Origin of the sequence: Deinococcus deserti VCD115, assembly GCF_000020685.1 — a bacterium.
GTDB lineage: Bacteria > Deinococcota > Deinococci > Deinococcales > Deinococcaceae > Deinococcus > Deinococcus deserti.
Map to the genome: position 1 here is coordinate 351,715 of NC_012528.1, position 23,420 is coordinate 375,134.

Genomic DNA, 23,420 nt, shown 5'->3' on the forward strand with positions numbered 1-23,420 from the left:
CGGGCACCTCCACCTCTTCGTTTCGTCTCGAGGACTCCTTATGCGCACCCTTGTCATCATCGGTCACCCCAATCCAAACAGCTTTTGCCATGCACTGGCTCAGCAGTACATAGATGCCGGGCGCACTTCGGGCGCGGAGATCAGAGTGCTTGACCTCTCCACGCTCAGGTTCGACCCCTCCCTTCGTAATGGCTTTCAAGGAGCGCAGGACCTCGAATCAGAATTGCAAGAAGCCCAGGCGCTGCTGAAATGGTGCAGTCACCTGTGCCTGATCTACCCCGTCTGGTGGGGCTCGACTCCCGCTGTACTCAAGGGTTTTTTTGACCGTGTGCTCCTGCCGGGCTTTGCCTTTAAATACCGGCCGTCAGGTCTTCCAGACAAATTACTCGCTGGCCGAAGCGCGCGTCTGATCGTCACCAGTGATTCACCCACCTGGTACCTCAAATGGATGATGCGAGATGCAGCAATTCATTCTGTAAAACACAGCACTCTCGCTTTCTGTGGCTTTAAAGTGCGGGTCAGCCGGGTGGACAATGTCCGGCAAAGTAGCCCTGGAAAGCGCACCCAATGGTTAAACCGAATGACCTCGGTGGCGCTCCAGGATCATCGGCACTGAACAAGGGGGCGCCCAAGCGCGTTGAACGCGAGGCAGATGACACCCACCTGTCTGCGGGAGAGGGGAGCGCTGAAGGCTGTGGATCCTGAAAGGCCCCGTCTATGCCCACCGGTCAGACCGTGCCCACCACCCTCCAAGGCAGAGGGAACCGGCAGGAGGTGTTACCGGATCCAGGCTGTGTTTCCCTCTTCCACGGGCAACTCCGCTTCTGGACGGGCCCGCCGTTGCGATCGCCGTTGGGTCTGAAACCATCCCCAGAAGGCGACGCCCATCAACAGAACCTCGGCGAGATCACCCCAGGAGTACATAAGCTGTGCCGCGGCCCGGAGATTCTCAGGGGAATCTGTCGTTCCCCTAGGCCACAACCCGGCGTAGAGCACCTTGGCCAGAATGGCGTGCGCCGCGGTACCCAGCAGAAGTACGACCAACCGCGCACGGAACGAGGTCCGCACCGCGACCGGCTCGATTCCTGACAGGACCACGGCATACAGGAACCCGGCAGCCACCACGTGGCACGCCACCACTGTATGGAGCAGAGCAGAGCCCAGCATGTGGGAGTACAGCGGGGTGAGGTACAGCAGATACAGCCCCCCCACATTCAGCACGAGAACGCTGCCGGGAGACGTGAGCAGACCCATGGAAGGCCAATGCAGCCACCTGATCAGCCGACGTGCGCTGCTCACCGGAAGGCTGCGCAGCAACAGCGTAAGCGGCCAGCCCAGCGCCAGCGCCAGCGGCGCAAACATCCCCGAGACCAGATGTTGCCGCATGTGCGCCCGGACGGAGGTGTGGGCCAGGGCGTTCTGCAAGGGTGAGAATGCCCAGGCCAGCAGGGCCAGACCGAGGATGAAGGAAGCCGTTCGGTGCACCGGCCAGGACTGCCGTTTGCGCCGCTGCCGCGCTGCCATCATCAGGTAGAGTGCCCCCAGGATCAGCAGCAGTCCCCAACCCAGCAGTGAAAAGACTTCAGGATCCGTGGTCAGGCTGTGCCGCGAATGCATCAACGGCCCAGCGCAGCTCGGCTGGCCTGTCGGTGAAGCACCACACCAAGCAGCAGCAGCAGCAGTCCTGCCAGATTCCACGTCACGTCGTAGGGGAGCAAGGGCACGCCGTACCGAATCTGGTGCGCGTGCAGCACCTTGTGATTGACCAGTCCGTCAAACAGCTGAAACCCTCCGAGACCAAGAAACAGTCCGGCGCGGAAGTAGGCGGGCGCAAAGGACTGGGCCCGCAGGACATCAACCAGGAAGAAGATGCCAGCGACAATGGCCATCAATTCCGCTGCATGCAGCAGGCCGTCGCTCACCAATCCAAGGGCGGGCGTCGAACGGTCATAAAAGTGGTGCCATCCAAGAACCTGGTGGAAGATGATCTCATCCACGCCGGCCATGAACGCTATTCCCAGCAGAGCGCCGCTCATTCGGGAGCGTCGTATGTTCAATCTGAGCCCGGGAAGCCCCGGTGTGACCGGACCTGTGTCCCGGCGCTGACTTGGGGGGATGTTCATAACGACCTCCTTGACGGAGCAAACAAGCGGGACCGAGAACCACCCGCTGGAGTTCAGACCCGTGCTTAACAGACCGCGTTCCCAGGCTCCGTATCCATTCATGTCTTCTTTATCTGGCTCAAACAGCGTTGGACTGGCACACATGTGGATAAATCCAGGTCCGTCCCCACCTACCATGAACCACCTATGGAGCGCGCATATCTGGAATACTCCGATCCCAATGGAGCCGAACACAAGTTTTACGAGGTGCTTGTGGAGGGTTCAGAACTGACGATCCGTTACGGCCGTATTGGTTCCGAAGGTCAAAAACAGGTCAAAACCCTCGCTTCTCCGGAAAAAGCTGTGGCAGAAGCAGCCAAGAAAGTCGCCGAAAAGCGCCGGAAAGGGTATGAGGACGCCGTCCAGGGCATCCGTCAGAAGCGCTCCGTTGTCCGGCGTACAGTCACTGAAAGTCGCGTCACCGTAAAGAAAGTGGCCCCAGTGCTGTGGCGCTTTCATTCTGGCGCACCCGCCTACGGCATTTTCGTTGATTCCCAGCACGCCTGGGTCGGCAATGAGCGCGGTGAAGTCTATGCGCTGACCCTCGACGGTGAGCCCAATCTGAAATTCAAACTTCCTGACGGCGTCAAATGCCTGGTACGTGATGGGCGCTGGACGTTCGCCGGCTGTGACGACGGCAACGTATACGACCTGAGTGGGAAGCTTCCCTTCATGGCCTACGAGGTGCATACCGAAGCCTCGCTGCTGTGGCTGGACGTCAACCAGGGTGTTCTGGGAGTCGGCGACCATCTGGGCGGCGTGTATGCCTTCGACGCCGAAAGTGACCAGCAGTGGGCGAACGTCTCGGAGGACGCCAACATGACCTGGATGGTCCGCGTCGATGAGGCGGGCGTGTATTTCGGACACAGCAGAGGTATCGGCATGTTCGACCGCATGAGCGGTCTGCCCGTTTGGGAGCAGAAGACGCGGGGGAACGTGCTGTTCGGTTGGCAGGAAGGTGAGTCTGTGTATGCCGGCACCTCCGCAAGTCTGGTGCAACGCTTCAACAAAACCGGCAGGCACGAAGCCGACTACCAGTGCGACAGCAGCGTCCTGTCCTGCGCGACCAGCAGCAGTGGCAAATACGTCTTCGCCGGGGACAGCGCAAGTGCCATCTACTGCTTTGCGGAAGATGGGACCCGGTTGTGGAAGCTGGGGAGTGGCTGCGGCAGTGTGCTGAGCATGCAGTACTTCCAGGAGCGGCTGTACCTGGTCACCACGACCGGGTTCCTGGCTGCCGTGGATGCCAGTGCCACAGCCATCGAAGTCGCCCAGCAGGGCGTCACACCACAGATGCGCGAAGTGAAACCAGCTGCAATTGAGGCGCACACCCCGCCGACGAGCCTGACCCTGACCAACGACGTGGGTGAAGGCATTGTGTTGATCTGTACCCGGGAAGCCGGGAAGTTGCGTGTCAGGGCGGCGGGTCCGGAGTATCGCCCCTGGAATGTGCAGTTTCCACGTGACCTTCGAGAGGAGGGAGCCCGGTACGTGGTCGACGGGCTGCTTGATGCCGGCGGTTTTTACCGGGTAGTTGGAGAAATACGCCGGCTGAACGGTGAGTGATTGCCCCAAACGACCCCACTGACCTCCCAGCCGATCGCCCGGAGTCCTGCATTGGCTGCGTGACCTTCTTCGTGGCCTTTGGAATCACGCCGATTCCCGCCGCATATAGCCTCTGGGGAGCCTGGGACGGGTGGGCAGATGCGCATGTGCGCCATGGACAGCACAGACCTTACGGCGAACTCGTCTGTGTCCTGGTGCCTATGGCAAGCTGATACAGCTGAGAAAAAGCGCATGTTGCTGCTGGCGATGACCGGAGCGGGCAAGGATCAAGAGCTCACCCCTGCATTCAGACCCAGCATGTCCACGAACTACAGGACTCTCAGCCCGGGTGAGCCGAGGGGGCTCGGTGCAGAGTATGTGGCCCGCGATGATCAGTCCCTACGCAGGTGCGTGGGAAAACTCGTAGGACCACAGCTCTTGACTCTGACGCATGTGTCAGGGTTTAAGTTGAGGGCGTGGAGAAGTTGCGTATCGGTCAAGTAGCACAAGCCAGCGGCGTGAGTGTTCGTGCCATTCGGCATTACGAACAGCTCGGGCTTCTGGCTGCCACACGCACCGACAGTCAGTACCGGGTGTTCCAGCCTGAGGACATCGACCGCGTCAAGCTGATTCAGCTGTTTCTTAGTGTCGGCTTCAAGCTTGAAGAGATTAACCGCTGGGCCCCCTGCTTTCAGGAAGGCCGCTCTGACCGGGATACGTCCCCGCAGGAGATGCACGCCTTCTACATGCGCAAGATTGCAAACGTCGATATGCAGCTCGCGGCCCTGAAAATCGTACGCGACAAGCTCGCCACCGAGGCGCGCCGTATCGAAGAGCAGGCCAGGGACCTCCACCTCCACCCCGACCGCTGACCCACTTACATTCCTTGCCTCACACGGCTCCCGGCCCGCCGTGAGAGGTCCCCTCATGGAGCATCTATGCGCCTGCAACTCATCCGGAACGCTACCCTTCGCCTTGCCTACGCTGGCACCACGCTTCTCGTTGACCCATTTCTGGCCGATCAGTTCAGCCTCCCCAGCATTGCCGGGAAGAGCCAGAACCCCACGGCAGCTCTTCCAGTTTCCGCTGAGCACGTCGTGCAGAACGTTGTACTCGTGCTGGTGTCGCACCTGCATCCGGACCATATTGACCTTACGCCTCCACGCATTCCAACGCAGCTGCCCCTGCTAAGTCAGCCCACTGACGCAGACGCTCTACGCGCTGCCGGATTCACTGACGTGACTGGCATCAGCAATGAATTTCATTGGAAAGGCATCTGTATAACTCGCACCGGTGGCGCGCATGGTACGGGTCCAGTGGGCGCCGCGCTGGGAGAGGTAAGCGGCTTCGTGCTCCAGGCACCGGGCGAACCGACGGTGTACATCGCAGGCGACACCATCTGGAACGACGATGTACGTGCTGCCATACAAGCCTTTGGGCCGGAGGTAATCATTACGAATTCCGGCGGCGCACTGATCCGGGACACACTGATCATTATGGACACGGAGCAGACCCTGGCTGTGGCCGCCGCCGCTCCGCAAGCAACAGTAATTGCCGTGCACCTGGAAGCCTACGATCACGCCCCGGTCACCCGGGACCAGTTGAGGGCCGCTGCATCTGAGGCAGGAATCACCGAACGCGTCCTGGTTCCGGAGGACGGTGAAACCATCGAAATCTACGTTCAGTGACCATAGGATTCACTCGATCCCCCAAAAGCCAAGTGTGATGGTGCTTGGGGAACACCGGAGGTATGTAAATCTTGCAAAACTCCTATGGCGTTGAAGCCACTCTATTGAAACACGTCACTAACCGACGTATTTCAGGCCTAAGCTTTCACATATGAGCGAGATTCTTCTGTTTCATCATGTCCTGGGTTTAACGAAGGGAGTTCACACTTTTGCCGAACATCTGCGTCAGGCAGGGCATACAGTTCATACTCCCGATCTCTTCCAGGGGCAGACCTTCGCTACCCTGGACGAAGGAATCCATTATGCCGAGCAGGTGGGATTTAAAACGCTGGAAGGGCGTGCGGTGCGGATCGCCGACGAGCTCCCTCGCCATCTCGTTTACGCTGGCTTCTCGCTGGGGGTCATGCCAGCGCAGAAGCTGGCTCAGACCAGGACAGGAGCCCTAGGGGCCTTGTTCTTTCATGGCTGCCTGCCTCCCGAGGCCTATGGAGCGGGTTGGCCCACCGATCTGCCGGTTCAGATTCACGCCATGGATGCAGACCCTTGGTTTGCGGAGGACAAAGAGGCTGCACAGGTCGTCGTGCACTCGGCCTCAAACGGGCATCTGTTCATGTACCCCGGAGACAAGCACCTCTTTACCGACTGCAGTCTGGCCGCTTATGACTCCGGTGCGACCTCGCTCCTGATGGAGCGCGTCCTCGCCTTCTTGGCCCGGCTGTGAATGTGACGGGGTTAGAAAACCAACCGGTCATTACTGTTATTCAGTGGACTCTTCCCGCGCCTGCGTGAACGGCACCGGGGGCAACCGTCAGACTAAGAGCAGCCGCACTCAGCTTCCCTCTTAGTCCAGAGCGGGTTCTCCTTACTTTCTGCAGCGTCAACTGCTTCCGGAACTCTCTGGGTTCTGCTGAAGTCTGTCGATAACCTTATCCTTGAGCGGATCCGAACTGCTGGTTGCGTGATCGAGTGGGAGCTCGCCGTCACGCCTCCATTCCGTTCCGGTACCAGGATACGTTCCTCTTGTTTTCGGATTCACTTTCCGAATCGCATCCTTGGCCGCTCGTGCAGTCTGGGTCAGGTTGTTCCTGGCACCAGGGGGGATCCGGTCCGCGATACCCTGGACCCGCTGCTGTACGGAAGGGTTACGGCGGTACAGGGCGTATGCTCCGCCTGCCAGCAGAAAAAGGCTCCACGGCACGTGAACCGACGTCTGATTGGAGGGCAGGTGGCCAGCACGTTTACGTATGGCCTCAAGTTGGCGCCCCTGCTCCTTCGCGTAGGATAGAAGTTCAGTCCACTCCTGCTCAAGTGTGGTGGGGGGGGTTAAAGCTTGCTGTGTATTCATCAGTCACCTCCATCAACTTGCTAGCGACTGTTCCCCAGTACAGCGGGCACACCCCAGCGTATGCATCTGATTGTGAGGGACAAACAAAACCTCGAAGCGAGTTTTCGGTGAAAAAATCGATAATTCTCAAAAGGTTAAGAAGATGTGGAACTTGATCACGAGGCAATACTTTGGAGCCACCCTTCTTGTTTCAACATCCAGACACCACCATGTCCCGGGCAATACGTGTACACAGTCGCTGTTCGATATATTCAGCGCCCTTCGAACACGTAAAAATCAGTGTTGAGCGGCGGTACGGTTTCCCTTGAGGCTACCCCTCAACAGTGTCCAAGGCCCGCTGTGCAATCTGAATACCTGGGCCCGCAGCTGCACGTTGTTTCTTCGGGGAACCAGGCATGACAGGGGTTGAAATGGAGCCTTAGCCCGGCAGCCGTCCGGGCCGACCAGGGCTTGCCGCTAGTCCAGCCCTGTACGCTGACCGCCGACACGTGTGTTCCGACTCAGAACACCTTACTGCCGAGCTTTGCCTCCCGCTTGGGGGTCAGGAAAGTGGCCTCTCCGCTTGCGGCGCCCGGCACCTGGACCCCGAGGATCAGAACCTCGCTCATGGTCTTCCCTACCAGCCGGGGTTCGAAGTTCAGCACGCCCACCACCTGTTGTCCCACCAACTCCTCGGACTGATGCTGGGTAAAACGGCCAACACTGACCCGGCGCCCATATTTGCCGAAATCCACCGTCAACCGGTAGGCCTGTTTGGGTGCAGATTCCTCGAGAACTGCCTCAACCACGCGGCCCAGGCGAATATCCAGACGCGCCAGCGTCTCTTCGTACGAAACGGCTGCTTTAAGATCCGATGCCATGTGCTCCCACCATCCCTGTTCAGCACCCTAAAAAGCAAGCCCCTGCCCACTTCTCGTATCGCCTGGAGTCCAGGACACAAGGGACACACATTTTCACCGCTGACCTGTCGAAGTAAACGGGTCCTGTCACCTTCCCAATCACTCCAGTACGTTCCTGCCTCTTTCACCTCGATATGGGGCGGTGGTCGGGGCCGATCTTTCAGGATCGCTATCATTCGTCCAAGTCGCCATCAGGGGAGCTGACAGTGTTGGTCAGGCGCCAGGGCCGCTGTTGCGAGCTGATCGGATGTGTAAATTCGCAGAAATTCGCCAGTGAATTGTCTGTTCCCAGGAATGGCACCAACACGACTGTCGTCTACCTACAAAAATGTGCTTTTCTTCCCGCTGCCTGGCCACCTCTGCCCTCCCGAGTTTCACCCTGAGTCCAGCGACCACTGGAAGCGTTGAACTGGCGGCCGCTGTGCGCGGTCCAGTGCTTTCTTCTGAAAGAAATGAAAGCTGTGAAAACTCATGCGCTTGACAAGGCGACCATAAAGGCGCTTAATGCTTAGCACACAGTCAATCTTGGAAGTGATGTAGACACCGTAGGCACGGCCTGCTACCCACTTGGTCATGCGATACGGCCACCTTTGTTCGCTCGATCGTTGCGCTCGCGCCCAGGAGCGTAAAGGAGATCTAATGAACGCAATCCGTCCCGCGCTCACCCTGACCCTCGCTCTAACCCTCACCGGCGTGACGGTTGTCGCCGTCGCACAGACTCTGCCCAAGCTGGCGAAAAAATCAACTTACAAAGTGGGGTTTGCGCAGACAGAGAGTAACAATCCCTGGCGCATTGCGCAGACAAAGAGCATGCAAGACGAGGCCAAACGTCTGGGCCATCAGCTTGTGTATACGGACGCAGCTGGCTCGGCAGCGAAACAGGTCTCGGATGTCGACAGCATGATCGCACAGCGCGTCGACGCCATCTTCCTCGCCCCACGTGAGGAGAAGCCTCTCGCCGCAGCGGTGAAAAAGGCGCGCGCAGCAGGTATCCCTGTCATTCTGCTCGACCGCAATGTGGACCAGAAGCTCGCAAGGGCGGGCACCGACTACGTCACGTTTATCGGCAGCGACTTTATCGAAGAGGGGCGCCGCATCGGGAACTGGCTGGCAAAGAACAAGAAGGGTGAAGCCCGGGTCATCCAGCTGCTGGGCACGACAGGATCCTCACCGGCCAATGACCGGCGTAAGGGCTTTGAAGATGCAATCAAGGGGAAAGCCGGGATTCGCATCCTGGCATCGCAGACTGGGGATTTCGCGCGTGACAAGGGTCGTCAGGTCATGGAGACGCTGCTGCAGTCACATCCAGATGTCAACGTTGTCTATGCTCACAACGACGAAATGGCGATTGGAGCCATCGCTGCTCTCGAAGCCGCCGGAAAGAAACCCGGAAAAGACGTCATGATTCTCTCCATCGACGGTGGCAGGGAAATCGTCAAGCTGATTGTCGATGGCAAGGTGAACTACGTTGTGGAGTGTAATCCCAAGTTCGGACCCAAAGCCTTCGAGACCCTGAGCAATTACGCCGCGGGCAAGAAAATTCCAGTCAAACTCATCAATCCTGACCGCGAATTTACTCCTGCGAACGCGAAAAAACTTCTGGCCAGCGCCTACTGAAGCCGATGGCGAGGCGTTCCGTGAGAGATTCACGGAACGCCCGTTCATCGCTTGTGATTTCTGTGAAATGCCTCCACACGAGCGCTCAGACAGCGTCAATCCCAGGGAACGCTCAGGAGCTGATCGTGAATTGACGCCGCCATGGCGGCCTTCTTCTCTGAAGGTGAGTGAACGTGGAACAACCCCCACCCCTGCTGCTGATGCAGGGCATCAGCAAAAGCTTTTCAGGCGTTCCTGCGCTGCAGGACGCCCACCTGCGCATCCGCCCGGCTGAGGTTCACGCCCTGATTGGCCAGAACGGTGCCGGCAAATCCACACTGATTAAAATCCTGACTGGAGCGTACCGGCGTGACCAGGGCAAAGTCATCTTCCGCGGGCAGGAGGTGGAATTCACGTCGCCTCAGATGGCGCAGGCGGGGGGAATCAGCACCATTTACCAGGAAGTCAATCTGGTGGGCTTCCGCAGCGTCACCGAAAATATTTTTCTCGGACGCGAACTCAAACGGGGGCTCTTTCTCGACTGGCGCCGTATGAATGCCGAGGCACGTCAGGTCCTGGAACGCTTCAACGTTCATGTTGATGTGACCAGCCCACTCATGTCGCACAGCGTCGCCGTGCAGCAGATGGTGGCCATCGCCCGCGCGGTGTCCTTCAGGAGTGAACTGGTCATCATGGATGAGCCGACGTCCTCCCTCGACGACCGTGAAGTGGAAACGCTGTTCGGAGTGATCCGCCAGCTCAAGGCAGACGGCGTGGCGGTGGTCTTCGTCTCTCACCGCCTTGACGAGCTGTACGCGGTGTGCGACCGCATCACCATCATGCGTGACGGCCAGACGGTCGCTGAAGAGAACATGGCAACCCTCAGCAAGTTGCAGCTGGTGGCCATGATGCTGGGCAAGGACACCAGCGAGCTGCGCCAGGAAGGTGAAACCGCCTTCGTCAGGACCGGTGATCCAAAAGGAAAAACCCTGCTTGACGCCCAGCGACTTCACACCGGAACTGTCCTGCAGGGAGCGGACGTCAGCGTGCGCGCTGGCGAGATCGTTGGGCTTGCTGGATTGTTGGGCTCAGGCCGAACCGAGACGGCGCGCGCCATCTTCGGGGCGGACCCTCTGCTGGGCGGGGAGTTACACATGGGTGACCGGCCAGTGCAGTTCCGTTCCCCACGTGACGCGATTCGGGCAGGAATTGGTTTCTGCTCGGAGGACCGCAAGATTGAAGGCATCATTCCTGACCTGTCCGTTCGTGAGAACCTGACCCTCGCGCTCCTTCCTGCCCTGTCACAACGGGGCATCATTGACCCCCGGCGTCAGGCGGAGATCGTGGACCGGTTCATCACAAAGCTCGGCATCAAGACGGCCGGACCCGATCAGAAGATCCGGGAACTGTCGGGCGGCAACCAGCAGAAAGTGCTGCTGGGACGCTGGTTGTGCATGAACCCTACACTGCTGATTCTGGACGAACCTACGCGCGGCATCGACGTCGGCGCCAAGGGTGAAATTCAGGCGCTGCTAAGTGAACTCGCCCGTGAAGGTCTCGGGGTCCTGATGATCAGCAGCGAACTTGAGGAATTGGCCGAAGGTGCAGACCGGGTGGTGGTCATGCGTGACGGCCGGAGTATCCGGGAACTGCCCCGTGAGGATCTGACGCAAGACGCCATCATGGACGCCATGGCACACGGGGCCGCAGGGCACAGTGGGCTGCCGATTGGAGGACAGGCATGACCGGTCCGGACGGGAAGGTCTTGACGACCACGATGCCTCCTGCTGGAACGCGGAAGGAGCGCCGTGTTCCCGAGCTGCTGGGGCCACTCCTGGCGCTGGTCGTCCTGCTGCTGTTCAACGCTCTGTTTACGCCCAACTTCCTGACTCCCCAGACTTTAAACGTGAATCTGACGCAGGTGGCGACCACCGTGATCGTGGCCGTGGGCATGACACTGGTCATCGCGACCGGAGGCATCGACCTGTCGGTGGGCGCCTTGATGGCGATCAGCGGCGCCCTGGCTCCCATGCTGTTTCTACACCCTCCGTTCGGTAGTCCCGCACTGGGTCTGGCCCTCGCTTTTGTGCTGCCGGTGCTGGCTGCAGGGGCGTTTGGACTGTTCAACGGAACTCTGGTCGCCCGGTTTAATATTCAGCCCTTTATCGCGACTCTGATTTTGTTCATCGCAGGGCGCGGCATTGCGCAGGTGATCACCAACGGGCAGCTACAGACGTTCAGCCACCCCGGGTTTCAGTACATCGGCCTCGGACGTCCCCTTGGTATTCCATTTCAGGTGATCCTGATGGTGCTGGTGGTCGGACTGTTCGCCTGGGTCATGCGGCGTACCGTGTTCGGGCGGCAGGTTCTCGCCGTAGGAGGCAATGAGGCCGCAGCGCGTCTTGCCGGAGTTCCCGTGGGACGGGTGAAGCTCGCAGTCTACGGCATCACCGGGCTGCTGGCCGGTCTGGCGGGCCTGATCGTGATCGCAATCAATGCGTCCTCCGACGCCAACCAGGTGGGCCTGAATATGGAACTGGACGCGATCGCGGCTGTCGCCGTCGGCGGTACGGTCCTGACGGGAGGACGCGCGACCATCATCGGCACCCTGATTGGTGCGCTGATCATTCAGCTTATTCGCTACACCCTGCTTGCCCGGGGCGTTCCAGAGGCCGTCGCCCTGGTCGTCAAGGCCATCATCATCCTGGTCGCGGTGTATATCCAGCGCCGCTGATCCGACCCAAGGAGACCACACCGACGTGACGACCACCCCCGCTCCCCTCGCGTCTCCCACCCGAATCCGCACCGCTCAACTCCTGCAACAGTACGGCGTCCTGGTTGCCCTGGGTCTGCTTATTCTGTTCGGAGCCCTCCGTTATGACGGTTTCCTGACGCCTTATAACATCTCCACTGTCCTGGCGTACAACTCCATGTTCGGGCTGATTGCGCTTGGCATGACCTTCGTCATCATGACCGGAGGAATTGATCTCAGCGTGGGAAGTGTCGCGGCCCTTGCAAGTGTGGTCGCCGCGCTGCTCAGTCCTTATGGCCTGTGGCCTGCCTTATTCGGCGCGGTTGCCGCAGCGACATTGCTTGGGTTGATCAACGGGCTGATCATTGCGTATCTCAAGATCCTGCCCTTTATCACGACGCTTGCCATGCTGCTGGCCGCGCGAGGACTGGCCCTGATGTTTTCGAACAATGAATCCGTATCGGCCGACTTCGATCACGGGTTTACGACTTTCGGGCAGGGCAGCATTGGCGGCGTCCCATTCACTGCAATCGTTCTGTTTGGCGCTTTTGCGGTAGGAATGCTGGCCCTGCGCTATACCCGGTTCGGACGCCATGTGCTGGCCATTGGTGGGAACGAGGAGGCGTCGCGCCTGATGGGTCTGCCTGTCGAACGGACGCTGGTTCTTGTGTATGTACTCTCCGGTGCCCTCGCTGGCCTCGCGGGTGTCATTCTCGCATCGCAGTTCGGCGCAGGGCAGCCAACGGAGGGCCTGGGATGGGAACTTACCGCCATCGCGGCTGTGGTCGTTGGGGGCACCCTCTTGACCGGTGGGAGCGGTTCGGTCGGGTCAACCCTGGTTGGGGTGCTGCTGCTCGGCATGATCTTCAACATCCTGAATTTCGAGAACGGCCGCGGAACGATCAGCCTCAGCGCCTACTGGCAATCAGTCATCCGCGGTGCCTTCCTGCTGGTCGTGGTGCTTCTCCAGAACCGACTGACGCGAGGATCAAAGCCCTAAATTCTGCCTGTTTATCGCTCAACGCCCTCTTTCTCTCGCCCCGGAGGATTCCATGACGCTCAGCAGTGCAACGAAGCCCGTGCAAGAGCAGTACGACGTGCCATCGATCATGGCAGGCATTTACGGAGACGGCATTATCGGCCTCAAGGGAGCCTTTTCCCGGGAGTGGGTCGCGCAGCTTGGCCGCGAACTTCCGGAGCTGTACACAGCAGCTCTGGCCCGTCCGGGCGGCGCCGTCGGGCGCGGGACCAACCGGCACTATGTGGAGATTCACCCCGAGGACATCAGCGGCTTTCTGGATCTGGTGACCCATCCGTGGATCGTGGCGGTGTGCACCAGCGTGCTGGGTCCGAACTACAAGATCGTCGAGATCGGCTTCGACGTGCCCAACCCCGGAGCGAAAGATCAGCCCTGGCACCGCGATTTCCCGGCCACCTCCGAGACACTGGTGGACCGCCGCCTGAACTCGCTGGCGTTCAACCTGACCACCGTGGATGTCGAAGAAGACATGGGTCCGTTCGAAATCGCTCCGGGCACCCAGTGGGATGACCCCAGCGAGTATGACCACGGCATGTTCCCGCCGGTGTCGCTGTTCCCTCGGTATCACGCCCTGGCACAGCGCAAGCTGCCCAAGATGGGCGACATTTCGGCCCGCAGTGCCCTGACCATTCACCGCGGCACGGCGAATGTCAGCAATAAACCGCGTCCTGTACTGGTGCTGGGCGTGGACGCGCCTGGCGCTGGGCATGACGAGAAGCACGACCTGCAGTTCACGCGGGCGTATTACGAGGGGTTGCCGCAGGAGGTCAAGGATCACCTGATCTGCCGGGTGGTGGATGAGCTTGAACCCATCATGCAGGGGCACACCATCGAGGGCCTCATGATGGGCGACGCCTGAACGCATGCGAGAGTTCAACAGCGTCACGGCGTTTTTTGGAGATCTGGCTGTACCGGGGCGGATAGAAGCCCTGGAAGGTGGCCGGGGGCTGATGCGGGTGTCGCTGAACGGGGCGCCGGACATCAGCGAGGGTGCGGAGGCCATATTGGAAATGCATGATGGCGTGCGCTTCCGGGTGGCCGTCACCGAGAGGCTGGACGATACCAACGAGGTCCGGATGAAGCTCCTGGCGCGCAGCTGACCCCTGGATTGAGAAAAACGGTAAGGTGGTGACGACAAGGTAAAGATCGTTTCAAAAGGTTATGAAGATGCTTTTGCATGCTCTGGTGCGGACGTAGGCCGGGGATTACGAAGCCTTGCAGGGCCGCGCGGGCGCGGTCCGCCTGCCCTGAGAAGGTGCGCAAGGAGTTTCCGCGCATACAGCACGTGTGGGCCGACGCCGGGGCTTCCGGAGAAATTGGTCCCGGCAGTCAAGCAGTGTTTGGGGCTGGACGCTGGAGATCGTCAATCATTCCGGGCAGGCAACGGGTAGACCTGCGTACGGATCGACCTCCGCCGCCCAGTGAAGTTCCGGAGCACTCTGTGGTGCTGAAGCGGCAGTGGGTGTTTGAGCACCCCTCCGCCTGGCTGGGCCAATCAAGGCGGATGAGCCGGGATCTGCGAGTCTTGCCTGAAACCTTCGACAACCTCGTCTACGAACTTATGTCTGCTTGATGGTGCGTCGTCTGGCTGCCGCGTGATGGCTCAGCCCTACCCTGTCAAAACGCCCTTTAAAGCCCGTCGAGGGCCAGCCGGCAGCAACCGTAACCGGACGGTTGTTCATCCACTGCCGGACTTTTGCAGCGTTACCCTACACAATGCGGAAGTCAGATATCAGGTTGACCAGAGCTGCAGGAGGAGGCGTAGTGTGCCGGCTGGTAATCAGCGTCTGCACCTGATCAGCAGATGCCAACCATGCCCGGCTGGTTACACCAAGTTTACTGTGGTCCGCCAACACGACCACGGTGCGGGCGTACCTGACCATGCAACGCTTGACTTCTGCTTCCTCATGGTTGGCATTCGTAATGCCGTTCACAGCATCAATGCCGTTACAGCCGAGAAACAACCTGTCTGCATGAACGTGGCGCAAGATCTCGAGGGCGTACGGGCTGACCAGCGAATGCTGCAGGCGGCGTAGGGTCCCACCGGTGACGATGACCCTCACATGCGGGAGCTTTTCAAGTTCCAGAGCAATATTCAGTCCAGGCGTTACGACAGTCACCTCCCGCAAGGTTGGCGGCAGATGACGCGCCACTTCAGTCGCTGTACTGCCCACATCCAGGAAGATCGTTTCTCCATCCTGAATGAGGGCCGCGGCGGCGCGACCAATGCGTCGTTTCTCAGCGCGTTGCTGCAACTGCATTTCTTCCAGCGGGGCCTCCATTCGTGGATCAAGTGGTAGGCGGGCGCCGCCTCGGGTGCGTCGCAGGTGGCCTGTATCCACCAGCGCCTTCAAGTCACTCCTGACCGTCACTTCTGAAACTCCCAAAAGTGGAGCAACTTCTGAAACCAGGATCTCTCCCCGGCTTTGAATCAGGGACAGAATTTGTTGGCGGCGTTCTTTGATCAACAACGTTCCTCTCCTCAGCAATACGCCAAGAGCCCATCAGGGTAAATCCGCAGTGCCTGGTGCTTAAGGAAGCTTAACGTACAGCCTCAGGCCCAGCAGCGGGAGAGGAGCACATCGTCTTGGTCCTGATGTTCCACGCGCTGGTGGACGCGCTGGACATGGTGAAGCAGCTGATGAATCCTGAGCGGGCCAGGCATCAGTACGTCGTCCTGGTGCTTCCACGAAACAGTTTATGCAGGTGCGCCGCATGCGGATTGTGGATCCGGGCCCGCCTGCGGCGGGAGATCCGGAAGAACATGCAGCTTCCCAGGGGCCTTTTCCAACCGACACTGAATGAAGCAGGGGGCTACACCCTGCGCCCGTGAGGCCGATTACACTGCCGACGTGAGCCTGATACCCGTGCCGTCGCCCGCTCCACCCAAACGCCTGGCGGGCATCGGAGTGGGAGCCTTTCTACTCCTTGGCCTGCTCTACCCGATCCTGGGTCCTGCCCTCCCGCTCCTTAGTGAACAGTTCGGTCTGCGAGCAACAGGTGCCTCACTGCTGCTCAGCCTGAATTCGGCAGGTGCAGTGCTCGGTGTGATCCTGGCAGGCGTGCTGTCGGCTCGGCTCACATCACGGAACCGTTCGTTATTGGCGGTTGCCACCCTGGCCGTGGGCTGCGTGGGGCTTGCGTTCGCGCCTACGTTCGTGCTGGCCCTGCTGGCGGCCCTGCTGCTGGGATCGGGCTTCGGCATGCTCGACCTTACCTTGAACGTGTGGCTCTCGACCAGTTACGGTTTACGCAGCGCTGCCATGCTCAACCTGCTCAGCGCCACCTTTGGAGTGGGCGCGGTGCTCGCACCGCTGGCTGTGGGCTTTGCAGACGGCGACTTCCGCCTGCCCCTGCTGGGTTGCGCCGCCTTAGCGGGCCTGCTCTTGCTTTCCCTGTTCGCTCTGCCGTCTGCAGCGCCGGAAGTATACACTCCAACGCAAGGCCTGCAGACCGAAGTCAGGAGTCCCCGCTTGATCCTGGGCGGCTTCATGTGCCTCTTTCTCGCCTATGTCGCAGTTGAGAGCGGGGTGGCCAGTTGGGAGGTGACGCACCTGCGAGATACGTTGGGCATCACTACGGGCACGGCTTCACAACTGTCCGCACTGTTCTGGGTGAGCTTCACGCTTGGGCGGCTGATTTCCGCGCCGCTCGCGCTGCGCGTCGCGCCAGCTCACCTGGTAACCGGAAGTCTGGTCCTGGCCGCGTTCAGTCTTGCCCTGGCGACGATCCCCGCCGTGGCACCCTACGCGTACACCCTGACCGGGTTGTTCCTAGCCCCGGTGTTCACGACTGGACTGGTGTGGCTGACCCGCGTTCTGCCTGGCGGCGCGGCGCCAACCTTTGTGTTTGCCGGCGCGTTTCTCGGCCCGGTGCTGTTCTCGCCTGTGGTGGGTGCCATGCGGGACCAGTTTGGCCCACCTGCCATTCCCCTCACCCTGATGGGTATCGCACTTCTTGACCTGGCCATCGTGATTGGGCTCCGGCGCAACCTTTAAAAGTTCCGGCTGTATGGGGCGCTGGACCCAGAGTGGCCAGCTCTGCGCTGAGAAGGAAAGACGGCCAGCATCAGTGTCCTTCCTTTAACCCGGGACCAGCACGTCACCCCCGCCCAGCAGAAACTGCACGTGCGTATCCGCAGCCTGAATGCTGAAAGTGCTGCCGCAGGGGAATCCCGAGGCAACATCGCTTCCGATGAACTCCCCTGCTACTGCCTGCACGCCAGGACCGCGAAGCCGCGGTTCACCGCCTGGTATCGTCAGGCAGATCATCGGCAAGGATGGCGTTGTGATCCTCGGGCCCCTCACCATGTTCGACAAAGCCAACATCGACAAGTTCAACTTCTGAACAAACAAAGCGATCAGGCGGCCACGGAGGCCGCCTTTTTATTGCCACACTGACGCCGCCATCATTGGCCGATCGGTATGGGTGTCTCAGCTAGCCCTGACCCTGCTTGCTCAGCAGCCGCTCCAGGGCAGCCACCACCTCCCGGTCAAACTGCCGGCCAGTCTGGCGGCGGATTTCCTCCATCGCCTCGTCGAGAGTCCACGCCGCCTTGTACGGCCGCTCACTCGTCAACGCGTCCAACACATCTACCACCGCCACGATCCGGCCGGACACCGGAATGGCTTCGCCGGCCAGACCGGCTGGATACCCGGCGCCATACCAACGTTCATGGTGGGTTCGTGCGATCTCTTCGGCCATTTTGATCAGTGGGGACGTTCCACCGCTCAGAATGCCGGAGCCGATCATCGGGTGCGTTTTGATGATGTCAAATTCTTCTGGGGTGAGCCGGCCAGGCTTCAGGAGAATGGAGTCACTGATCCCAATCTTGCCTACATCGTGCATGGGCGCCGCCCGTTCAAGCAGCTGCACAGTGTCGTCCGGCAGGCCCAGCTCGCGGGCGACACCTGCCGCAATCCGTCCTACCCGCCGCATGTGCTCACCTGTGTCATCGTCCCGATATTCCGCTGCGTGTGCCAGCCGCTCGAGAATCTCAAGCTGCGCAGCCTGCACCTCGCTGGCCAGCCGCTCGTTGTGATCGCGAATGGCGTCCTGAGCAGCCTTCTGCTCTGTCACGTCTGTGATTGTTCCCACAAGCCCCTTCGGGTTTCCATGCACGTCATAAAACGGCGTGCGTGTCGATCGGAACGAGCGCGTCGGCTGGCCGGGCAGGGTCGCTGTCACTTCGTACTGGCCGCGCTGCCCGCTCGAAAGTACAGTCTCGTCACGTTCACGCATGCCGGCGGCCGTATCCGGTGGCAACAACACTTCGTCGGTCTGCCCGAGAATACTGCTGAAGGGGCGCCCCACGAGTTCGGCTCCTGAAGCGTTCACCATCAGGTACTCACGAGCGGTGTTCTTTACATAGATGACGTCAGGGACGTTATCAATTACCTTCCGCAGCAGGGCGTGACTGGTATCCAGAGCCTCCCGCGTGACCTGGAGCTCTGTCAGGTCTCGGAAAAACGCCGCAAAGTAGACCGTGCCGTCGCCCTGAAACGGCGTGACGGAGATTTCGGTAGGAATAACAGTGCCGTCGCGCCGCCGCATAGTCACGAGCGTACGTTGCCGTGGAACAGCCTCGGTTCCTTCACGGCGGTACCGGTGCAGAAGCTTGAGCGTCTCATCCGTCAGGATCAACTTCCGGACGTCCTGCGCCAGAGCTTCATCCCGGCGGTAGCCAAACAGGCGCTCCGCTTCGGGGTTCCAGTCTGTGACGCGGGCGTGAGCGTCCACGATTACCACCGCATCCAGAGAAGAGGTCAGGACTGCGGCATGCCGCGCGTCCTGCTGCTCCCGTTGAGCCACCCCCCGGCGCAATTCGAGTTCGCTCACAACGCTGTCGGCCAGGTCCTGAAGAAACGCACATTCATCTTCGGTGAGCCCAATCCGGGGTGCGGTATCGAGCACACACAGTGAACCCACCCGGTGCCCGTCCGGTGTGATGAGCGGCGCGCCCGCGTAGAAGCGTATGGCGCTGTCCCCGGTCACCAGAGGAAGAGAAGAGAACCTGGGATCCTGCGTCGTGTCCGGCACGACAAGAACGCCGTTCATGCCCAGAGTGTGCTGGCAGAAGGACAGGGAGCGGTCCATCTCGCGGAGGTCCATACCGTAACAGCCTTTGGTCCATTGGGTTCGGTCGTCGAGCAGGTTAATCAACGCAATCGGAGCGTTGAGCAGACGGGCAGCAAGGTTAACGGTGCGCCTGAAGGCAGCTTCAAGTGGTGCGGCGAGCAGGTGGTATCGCCAGACAGCAGTCAACTGCAGGTCTTCCTCCAGTGGTTGCTGATCAGAAGAATCCCCGGAGCCACGAATCATTGGGATATGGTAGAGAGGTCAGCATCTCAAAGAACCAAACAGTTTCACAAATGCACATTCGCTTAAGACACTTTGTTCAGCAGCACTCCCCTCACGCTCTGGTGCGCCGTTTGTTCGTAGGGTCCGGGCCGGGGACCCCAGGAACGCATGATTGAACGTCAGCGTGAGGAGACGTGGCACCTGAGGCCAGACCCACGTGCTGCCATGGGCTCTGCATGACAGCGAGAGCGTAGTTGTTGAATAGCCCTTTACCAGAAGTCAGGTCAATAGAGCGTGAGGCCGCCTGGACCTATCCTCCAGAGCGTTCACGCCAGCCGCGCATCCAGGCCAGGCTCCATCCAAGGAGGAGGCCCCAGACAGGCGCGCTCACGCCCAGAACCGTGATTCCGGAAGCGGTGACCACCAGGGTCAGCAGAGCCGCTTCCCGCCACCGCGCTTCAGCCACCATGGTGCCCTCACGCCCTACGAGCAGCGGCCCCAGCAGGGCCAGGCCTGCCAGTCCCTGCATCAGCGGTGCCGGGAAAATACTTGCCAGTCCGAGCAGGCCCCCGGCGGTGAGGCCCAGCACTCCGTACCCGGCCGCGCAACTCAGGCCAGCCACGTACCGTTTCGCCGGATCCGGATGGGCGTCGGGACCGGTGGAGATGGCAGACGTGATCGCCGCGAGATTCAAGGTGATACTCCCGAATGGGGCCGCGAGCAGTGCCCCGAGTCCAGTCAGGGACACCAGGGGCCGTGGGGGTACGTGCCCGTACCCGCTGGCGCTCAGGATCGCCAGGCCCGGCAGGTGCTGCGACGCCACTGCCAGCAGCACGCTGGGGATGGTGATTGTAAGCAGGGCGTGCACATCAAACACTGGTCGGATGTAGCTCAGGTGTCCGGCAGTTCCCGAGGGCAGAAACAAGCCGTCTGGCGACGCACCAGTCAAAATGGTGGCGGTCAAGCCGGCGGTAAGAGCCAATGGCACTGCCCAGCGGGGAACGAAGGCCCGGGCCAGCAGGTAGGCCGCCACCATGGGGAGCAGCAGTTCGGGCGCGGTCGGGACCGCACTCAGACCGCGCAGGACAAATGGCAGCAGCATGCCCGCCAGCAGCGCGGCGGCCAGTGGTGGGGGCAGGCAGCGAGCAATCCAGTCAAACAGACCGGTCAGGCCAAGGAAGGTAAGGATCAGCGCAGCGGCCATCAGGGCCCCCACGGCCTCACCGGGCGTAAAGCGGGGACCTTCAGCAATAAGGAGCGCGAGGCCAGCGGTATTCCAGCCGAGGATAATGGGAGCGCGGTACAGCAGGCTCAGGCCGGCGCCCAGAACGGCGAGCGTGAGGTACATACTGGTCAGGCTGCTCACGGCCTGATCCGCAGTGAAGTGCAGGGCCGCGAACATCTGCACGAACAGCGGAAGGTTGCTGGAGGCACTCACGATAACGGAGATCAATCCGGCCGCCAGCGCGCTGTACGGTAGGGCACGCATAACGTTCAGTGGGTTACTCATCCTGGAACCTGTGCCGCCAGGCAAGCCATCCGACGTACAACGAACGGCGCACCCCGGATACGTACCGCCTGCCCGGAGTCCTGCAGGGCACCGCCCACTGCGAACACTGCGACTCGAAAGTCATCCTGAGCCTCGTGATGTGGGCGTTGCGGGATTCACCAGGGCGAGAATATGCCGCCGCAGCTCCGGCACGTGGCCATGAATCTAACCAGGACACAAACGCCAGATGCAGGCATCTGTGCCTGAGGAAGACAGCCAGTGCAGCTCGTGTGACGCTTGCCCGTCGCGGCAGGCGAAATATGGTCTTTCGGGTTCTCGAGAGGACCGCCCAGGTCCACGTGCACACTGGTTGTAGGGTGAGAGCTCCGAAGGGAGCATTCGCAATCTGTGCGAATGCCGTGTCGCTCCACGCGTTTGCGGTAGTCAAACATGGAGCAGAAGTCAGCATGAAGCCTACGGTCTTTTCCAGATGTGCCGCGCTGTAATGGCGTGCCTTTATGCCGTGAAATCCCTCAGTTCGGTCTCGCGTTTCCCTCAGTTCGGTCTCGCCTTCTCCTCAGTTCGGTCTCGCGTTCGCCTCAATTCGGTCGCGTGTTCGCCTCAGTTCGGTCGCATATCCTTTTAAGGCTCCACTTGCTCATCGCTGTGCAGGACGCATCTCTTGGGGCAACGCGTACTGGTCAGCCTGCGGGGTGTGTGCGACCCTTTTGAGGAATTCACGCGACCTTTCCGAGGAAATCATGCGACCCTTTTGAGGCGTTCGTGCGACCCTTTTGAGGAATTCACGCGACCCTTCTGAGGAATTGGGAGAAGAAAGTCGCCGGTGAGAACAGGATTTTTCGGGGCAGAACGGTGCCCTTGATTGACAATCAAATCAATTCTTTCTGTTCTTGCTTGTAAACTCAGATCAAGGTGGATATCCGAATCAATGAGCTAGACCTGACGCGGTCAGGCATCATCAGTGTCCATCGAGACCTTCCAGCAACGGACACCAGCTGGGAAGCCGAGTACACCCTGGGCGAAGCAATGTACCGGGTTATGGGTAGTGCGTTTCATGGGCGACCACACGGCCGTGACGCGGACGTCCTGCTCGCGTTGCAGACCGTGTTCTTTCGTGCGGGATGCCCAGATTCGAACGCGATCGAACTGACCGCCGCGCAGCTGCTCGCCCTCAGCGGGCATGCCCGCAACGGTAAGAACTATGCGTTTCTCCGGGCGTCTTTGCTGCGGCTGAGCAGTGTGAAGTGGACCATGGTACGCACGCAGTTCGACGAGAAAAAGGGACGTCATCAGGGGGAAACCACCACGACCGGCATCATCGCGGAGATGCAGGTCACGGACCAGGCGACCGGATCTCAGCGCCCATTTGAGGGGAGGGAGCTGACCGAAACCAGCCCGATCCGTATTTCTTTCGTTCCGAGCTTCGCCGCGTCCATCCGGGACGGGTTCTTCCAGATCCTTGACGGTGAACTGATGTCCCGTCTCGGGCAACCGCAGGCACGGAGCCTGTACCGGGTTCTGCAGGCGCACCGGGTCACCTCCGGCGGATCACTGGCCGGGGAACTGGTGTACAAACTCAGCGACTGGTTCGGTGCGTGCGGGCTGGAGGGCGAACGCATCGATAACGCCAAGCGGACCCTGGACCAGGCGCACGAACGCCTGAAAACAGAGGGATACCTGCACACCGTGGAGTACCAGGGCCGGGGCCGCGCCGGGAAAATTACGTACACGTTTTCGGCGGCCCCGGAACCTGAACTGGTAGACCAGTTGATGGAGCGGGGCGTTACGCGCCCTGTCGCGGAGACCCTGGCCGCAGATCATCCCCAGCGTGTGGTTCCTGCCTTGAAAATGGTAGACGAACGCCTCGGTTCAGGCTGGAAGCCCCGTTCCCTGGCCGCGTCCGTGGTAGATGCCGTGCGTAACCCTGCAAAGTGGGGTTACGTGGAACCTGGGGTGCCGGTGAGCACAGTGCCTGCCCGGAAATCCCGGAAGGCGGTGGTCGTTGAGGAAGAGGCCCGGGACCCCCGCGAGACCATACGGATCCTGCTCCGCCTGAAGCTGGGCCGCGCACCCACCGAAGAAGCATCCAGAGTCCTCCAGGAGCTTGATGAGGAAGCAGTCGGCGCGGTGCGCGAGGCGGTGGGCCGTCCAAAAGACGAAGCGCTCAAGTTGGTTCGTGCCCTCTTGAACGTGGACCTGTGACTCCATTTCGGCAGACTGGAGCGATGGACCGGCGATAGAGTGAATTCCTCAGTTCGGTCTCGCTTTTCCTCCAGGAGATCAACATGACCGATGATGGTATCAGCCAAATCGCCGTGCAGGACGCAATGTGTGCCAGGTGGCGCATAAGCTGGAGCAGAAAGTGCGACCCTTTTGAGGAATTCGGGTAGATCTGTTCGCTTACCACCTCTGAGCTGCGCAACGCTTATGAGGTCCGAGTCCTGATGTGAGGTGGCAAGGATCCCTGCGACCAAAGTGTAAAAATCAAACATCCGGCATGAGCTCCACGAGGGGACAGCCGGTCCCCAGATCCTCTTCTGCTGTTCCGGCACATCGGTCTGGGCAACCTGCCTTGGTGGCCGTA

At 60.4% G+C, this 23,420-nt stretch carries 19 protein-coding genes and 1 pseudogene; 14 read left to right on the plus strand and 6 right to left on the minus strand.

The window, feature by feature from the left end; genetic code table 11:
- The first annotated feature begins 40 nt into the window (after positions 1–40).
- Positions 41–616, plus strand: coding sequence for an NAD(P)H-dependent oxidoreductase (locus DEIDE_RS17615; RefSeq protein ID WP_012695086.1), 576 nt, complete (start codon positions 41–43; stop codon positions 614–616).
- Positions 617–777: 161 nt separating this feature from the next.
- On the opposite strand, the gene DEIDE_RS17620 is transcribed toward DEIDE_RS17615, so the two are convergent.
- Both DEIDE_RS17620 and DEIDE_RS17625 read right to left on the minus strand, forming a co-directional pair.
- On the minus strand, positions 778–1,617 hold the full coding sequence (locus tag DEIDE_RS17620; RefSeq protein WP_012695087.1) for a cytochrome c oxidase assembly protein: 840 nt from the start codon (positions 1,615–1,617) through the stop codon (positions 778–780).
- Positions 1,617–2,036 (minus strand): DUF2243 domain-containing protein, encoded by a 420-nt coding sequence (locus tag DEIDE_RS17625; protein ID WP_242403024.1) that lies wholly within the window; start codon positions 2,034–2,036, stop codon positions 1,617–1,619. Before DEIDE_RS17625 ends, DEIDE_RS17620 begins: the two co-directional genes overlap by 1 nt.
- A 273-nt stretch (positions 2,037–2,309) precedes the next feature.
- On the opposite strand from DEIDE_RS17625, the gene DEIDE_RS17630 reads away from it, so the two are divergent.
- The 4 genes and pseudogenes from DEIDE_RS17630 to DEIDE_RS17645 all read left to right on the plus strand — a co-directional run.
- On the plus strand, positions 2,310–3,728 hold the full coding sequence (locus tag DEIDE_RS17630) for a WGR domain-containing protein (protein ID WP_012695089.1): 1,419 nt from the start codon (positions 2,310–2,312) through the stop codon (positions 3,726–3,728).
- A 455-nt stretch (positions 3,729–4,183) separates the two neighbouring features.
- Entirely contained in the window at positions 4,184–4,579 is a 396-nt protein-coding gene (locus DEIDE_RS17635; protein WP_012695090.1) for a MerR family transcriptional regulator, read from the plus strand.
- 66 nt (positions 4,580–4,645) lie between these two features.
- The gene (locus DEIDE_RS17640) at positions 4,646–5,395 is read left to right on the plus strand and encodes an MBL fold metallo-hydrolase (RefSeq protein WP_012695091.1); all 750 of its coding nucleotides are present in this window, start codon (positions 4,646–4,648) and stop codon (positions 5,393–5,395) included.
- Positions 5,396–5,540: 145 nt separating this feature from the next.
- Positions 5,541–6,116 (plus strand): annotated as a pseudogene (locus DEIDE_RS17645) (dienelactone hydrolase family protein); the annotation flags it as partial.
- A 1,124-nt stretch (positions 6,117–7,240) separates the two neighbouring features.
- Here the strand turns inward: DEIDE_RS17645 and DEIDE_RS17655 are convergent.
- Positions 7,241–7,600 (minus strand): tRNA-binding-domain-containing CsaA-like protein, encoded by a 360-nt coding sequence (locus DEIDE_RS17655; protein ID WP_012695094.1) that lies wholly within the window; start codon positions 7,598–7,600, stop codon positions 7,241–7,243.
- Between the two features lie 678 nt (positions 7,601–8,278).
- On the opposite strand from DEIDE_RS17655, the gene DEIDE_RS17665 reads away from it, so the two are divergent.
- The 6 genes from DEIDE_RS17665 to DEIDE_RS17690 all read left to right on the plus strand — a co-directional run bounded on the left by DEIDE_RS17665 (position 8,279) and on the right by DEIDE_RS17690 (position 14,126).
- A complete protein-coding gene (locus tag DEIDE_RS17665; protein ID WP_012695095.1) occupies positions 8,279–9,256 on the plus strand; it encodes an ABC transporter substrate-binding protein in 978 nt (325 codons plus the stop codon).
- A 200-nt stretch (positions 9,257–9,456) separates the two neighbouring features.
- Positions 9,457–10,980 (plus strand): sugar ABC transporter ATP-binding protein, encoded by a 1,524-nt coding sequence (locus tag DEIDE_RS17670; RefSeq protein WP_049760583.1) that lies wholly within the window; start codon positions 9,457–9,459, stop codon positions 10,978–10,980.
- The gene (locus DEIDE_RS17675) at positions 10,977–11,969 is read left to right on the plus strand and encodes an ABC transporter permease (RefSeq protein WP_012695097.1); all 993 of its coding nucleotides are present in this window, start codon (positions 10,977–10,979) and stop codon (positions 11,967–11,969) included. Before DEIDE_RS17670 ends, DEIDE_RS17675 begins: the two co-directional genes overlap by 4 nt.
- Before the next feature lie 25 nt (positions 11,970–11,994).
- The gene (locus DEIDE_RS17680) at positions 11,995–12,987 is read left to right on the plus strand and encodes an ABC transporter permease (protein ID WP_012695098.1); all 993 of its coding nucleotides are present in this window, start codon (positions 11,995–11,997) and stop codon (positions 12,985–12,987) included.
- Positions 12,988–13,039: 52 nt separating this feature from the next.
- Positions 13,040–13,885 (plus strand): phytanoyl-CoA dioxygenase family protein, encoded by an 846-nt coding sequence (locus tag DEIDE_RS17685; protein WP_012695099.1) that lies wholly within the window; start codon positions 13,040–13,042, stop codon positions 13,883–13,885.
- Positions 13,886–13,889: 4 nt separating this feature from the next.
- Positions 13,890–14,126 carry a hypothetical protein gene (locus DEIDE_RS17690; protein ID WP_041228109.1) on the plus strand — a complete coding sequence of 79 codons (237 nt, stop codon included), beginning with the start codon at positions 13,890–13,892 and terminating at the stop codon, positions 14,124–14,126.
- 609 nt (positions 14,127–14,735) lie between these two features.
- Here DEIDE_RS17690 and DEIDE_RS17700 read toward each other — a convergent pair.
- Positions 14,736–15,491, minus strand: a complete 756-nt coding sequence (locus tag DEIDE_RS17700; RefSeq protein WP_049760585.1) for a DeoR/GlpR family DNA-binding transcription regulator — start codon at positions 15,489–15,491, stop codon at positions 14,736–14,738.
- Between the two features lie 387 nt (positions 15,492–15,878).
- On the opposite strand from DEIDE_RS17700, the gene DEIDE_RS17710 reads away from it, so the two are divergent.
- Positions 15,879–17,024 carry an MFS transporter gene (locus tag DEIDE_RS17710; protein ID WP_242403026.1) on the plus strand — a complete coding sequence of 382 codons (1,146 nt, stop codon included), beginning with the start codon at positions 15,879–15,881 and terminating at the stop codon, positions 17,022–17,024.
- Positions 17,025–17,172: 148 nt separating this feature from the next.
- On the plus strand, positions 17,173–17,373 hold the full coding sequence (locus DEIDE_RS18925; protein ID WP_083764320.1) for a hypothetical protein: 201 nt from the start codon (positions 17,173–17,175) through the stop codon (positions 17,371–17,373).
- Positions 17,374–17,463: 90 nt separating this feature from the next.
- Here the strand turns inward: DEIDE_RS18925 and DEIDE_RS17720 are convergent, their stop codons facing one another.
- A complete protein-coding gene (locus DEIDE_RS17720; protein ID WP_083764322.1) occupies positions 17,464–19,347 on the minus strand; it encodes a PAS domain S-box protein in 1,884 nt (627 codons plus the stop codon).
- Between the two features lie 289 nt (positions 19,348–19,636).
- Positions 19,637–20,815, minus strand: a complete 1,179-nt coding sequence (locus tag DEIDE_RS17725; protein ID WP_049760576.1) for a benzoate/H(+) symporter BenE family transporter — start codon at positions 20,813–20,815, stop codon at positions 19,637–19,639.
- Positions 20,816–21,748: 933 nt separating this feature from the next.
- Between DEIDE_RS17725 and DEIDE_RS17730 the strand changes: the two genes are divergently transcribed.
- Positions 21,749–23,038 carry a replication initiator protein A gene (locus DEIDE_RS17730; RefSeq protein WP_012695105.1) on the plus strand — a complete coding sequence of 430 codons (1,290 nt, stop codon included), beginning with the start codon at positions 21,749–21,751 and terminating at the stop codon, positions 23,036–23,038.
- Positions 23,039–23,420: the final 382 nt, after the last annotated feature.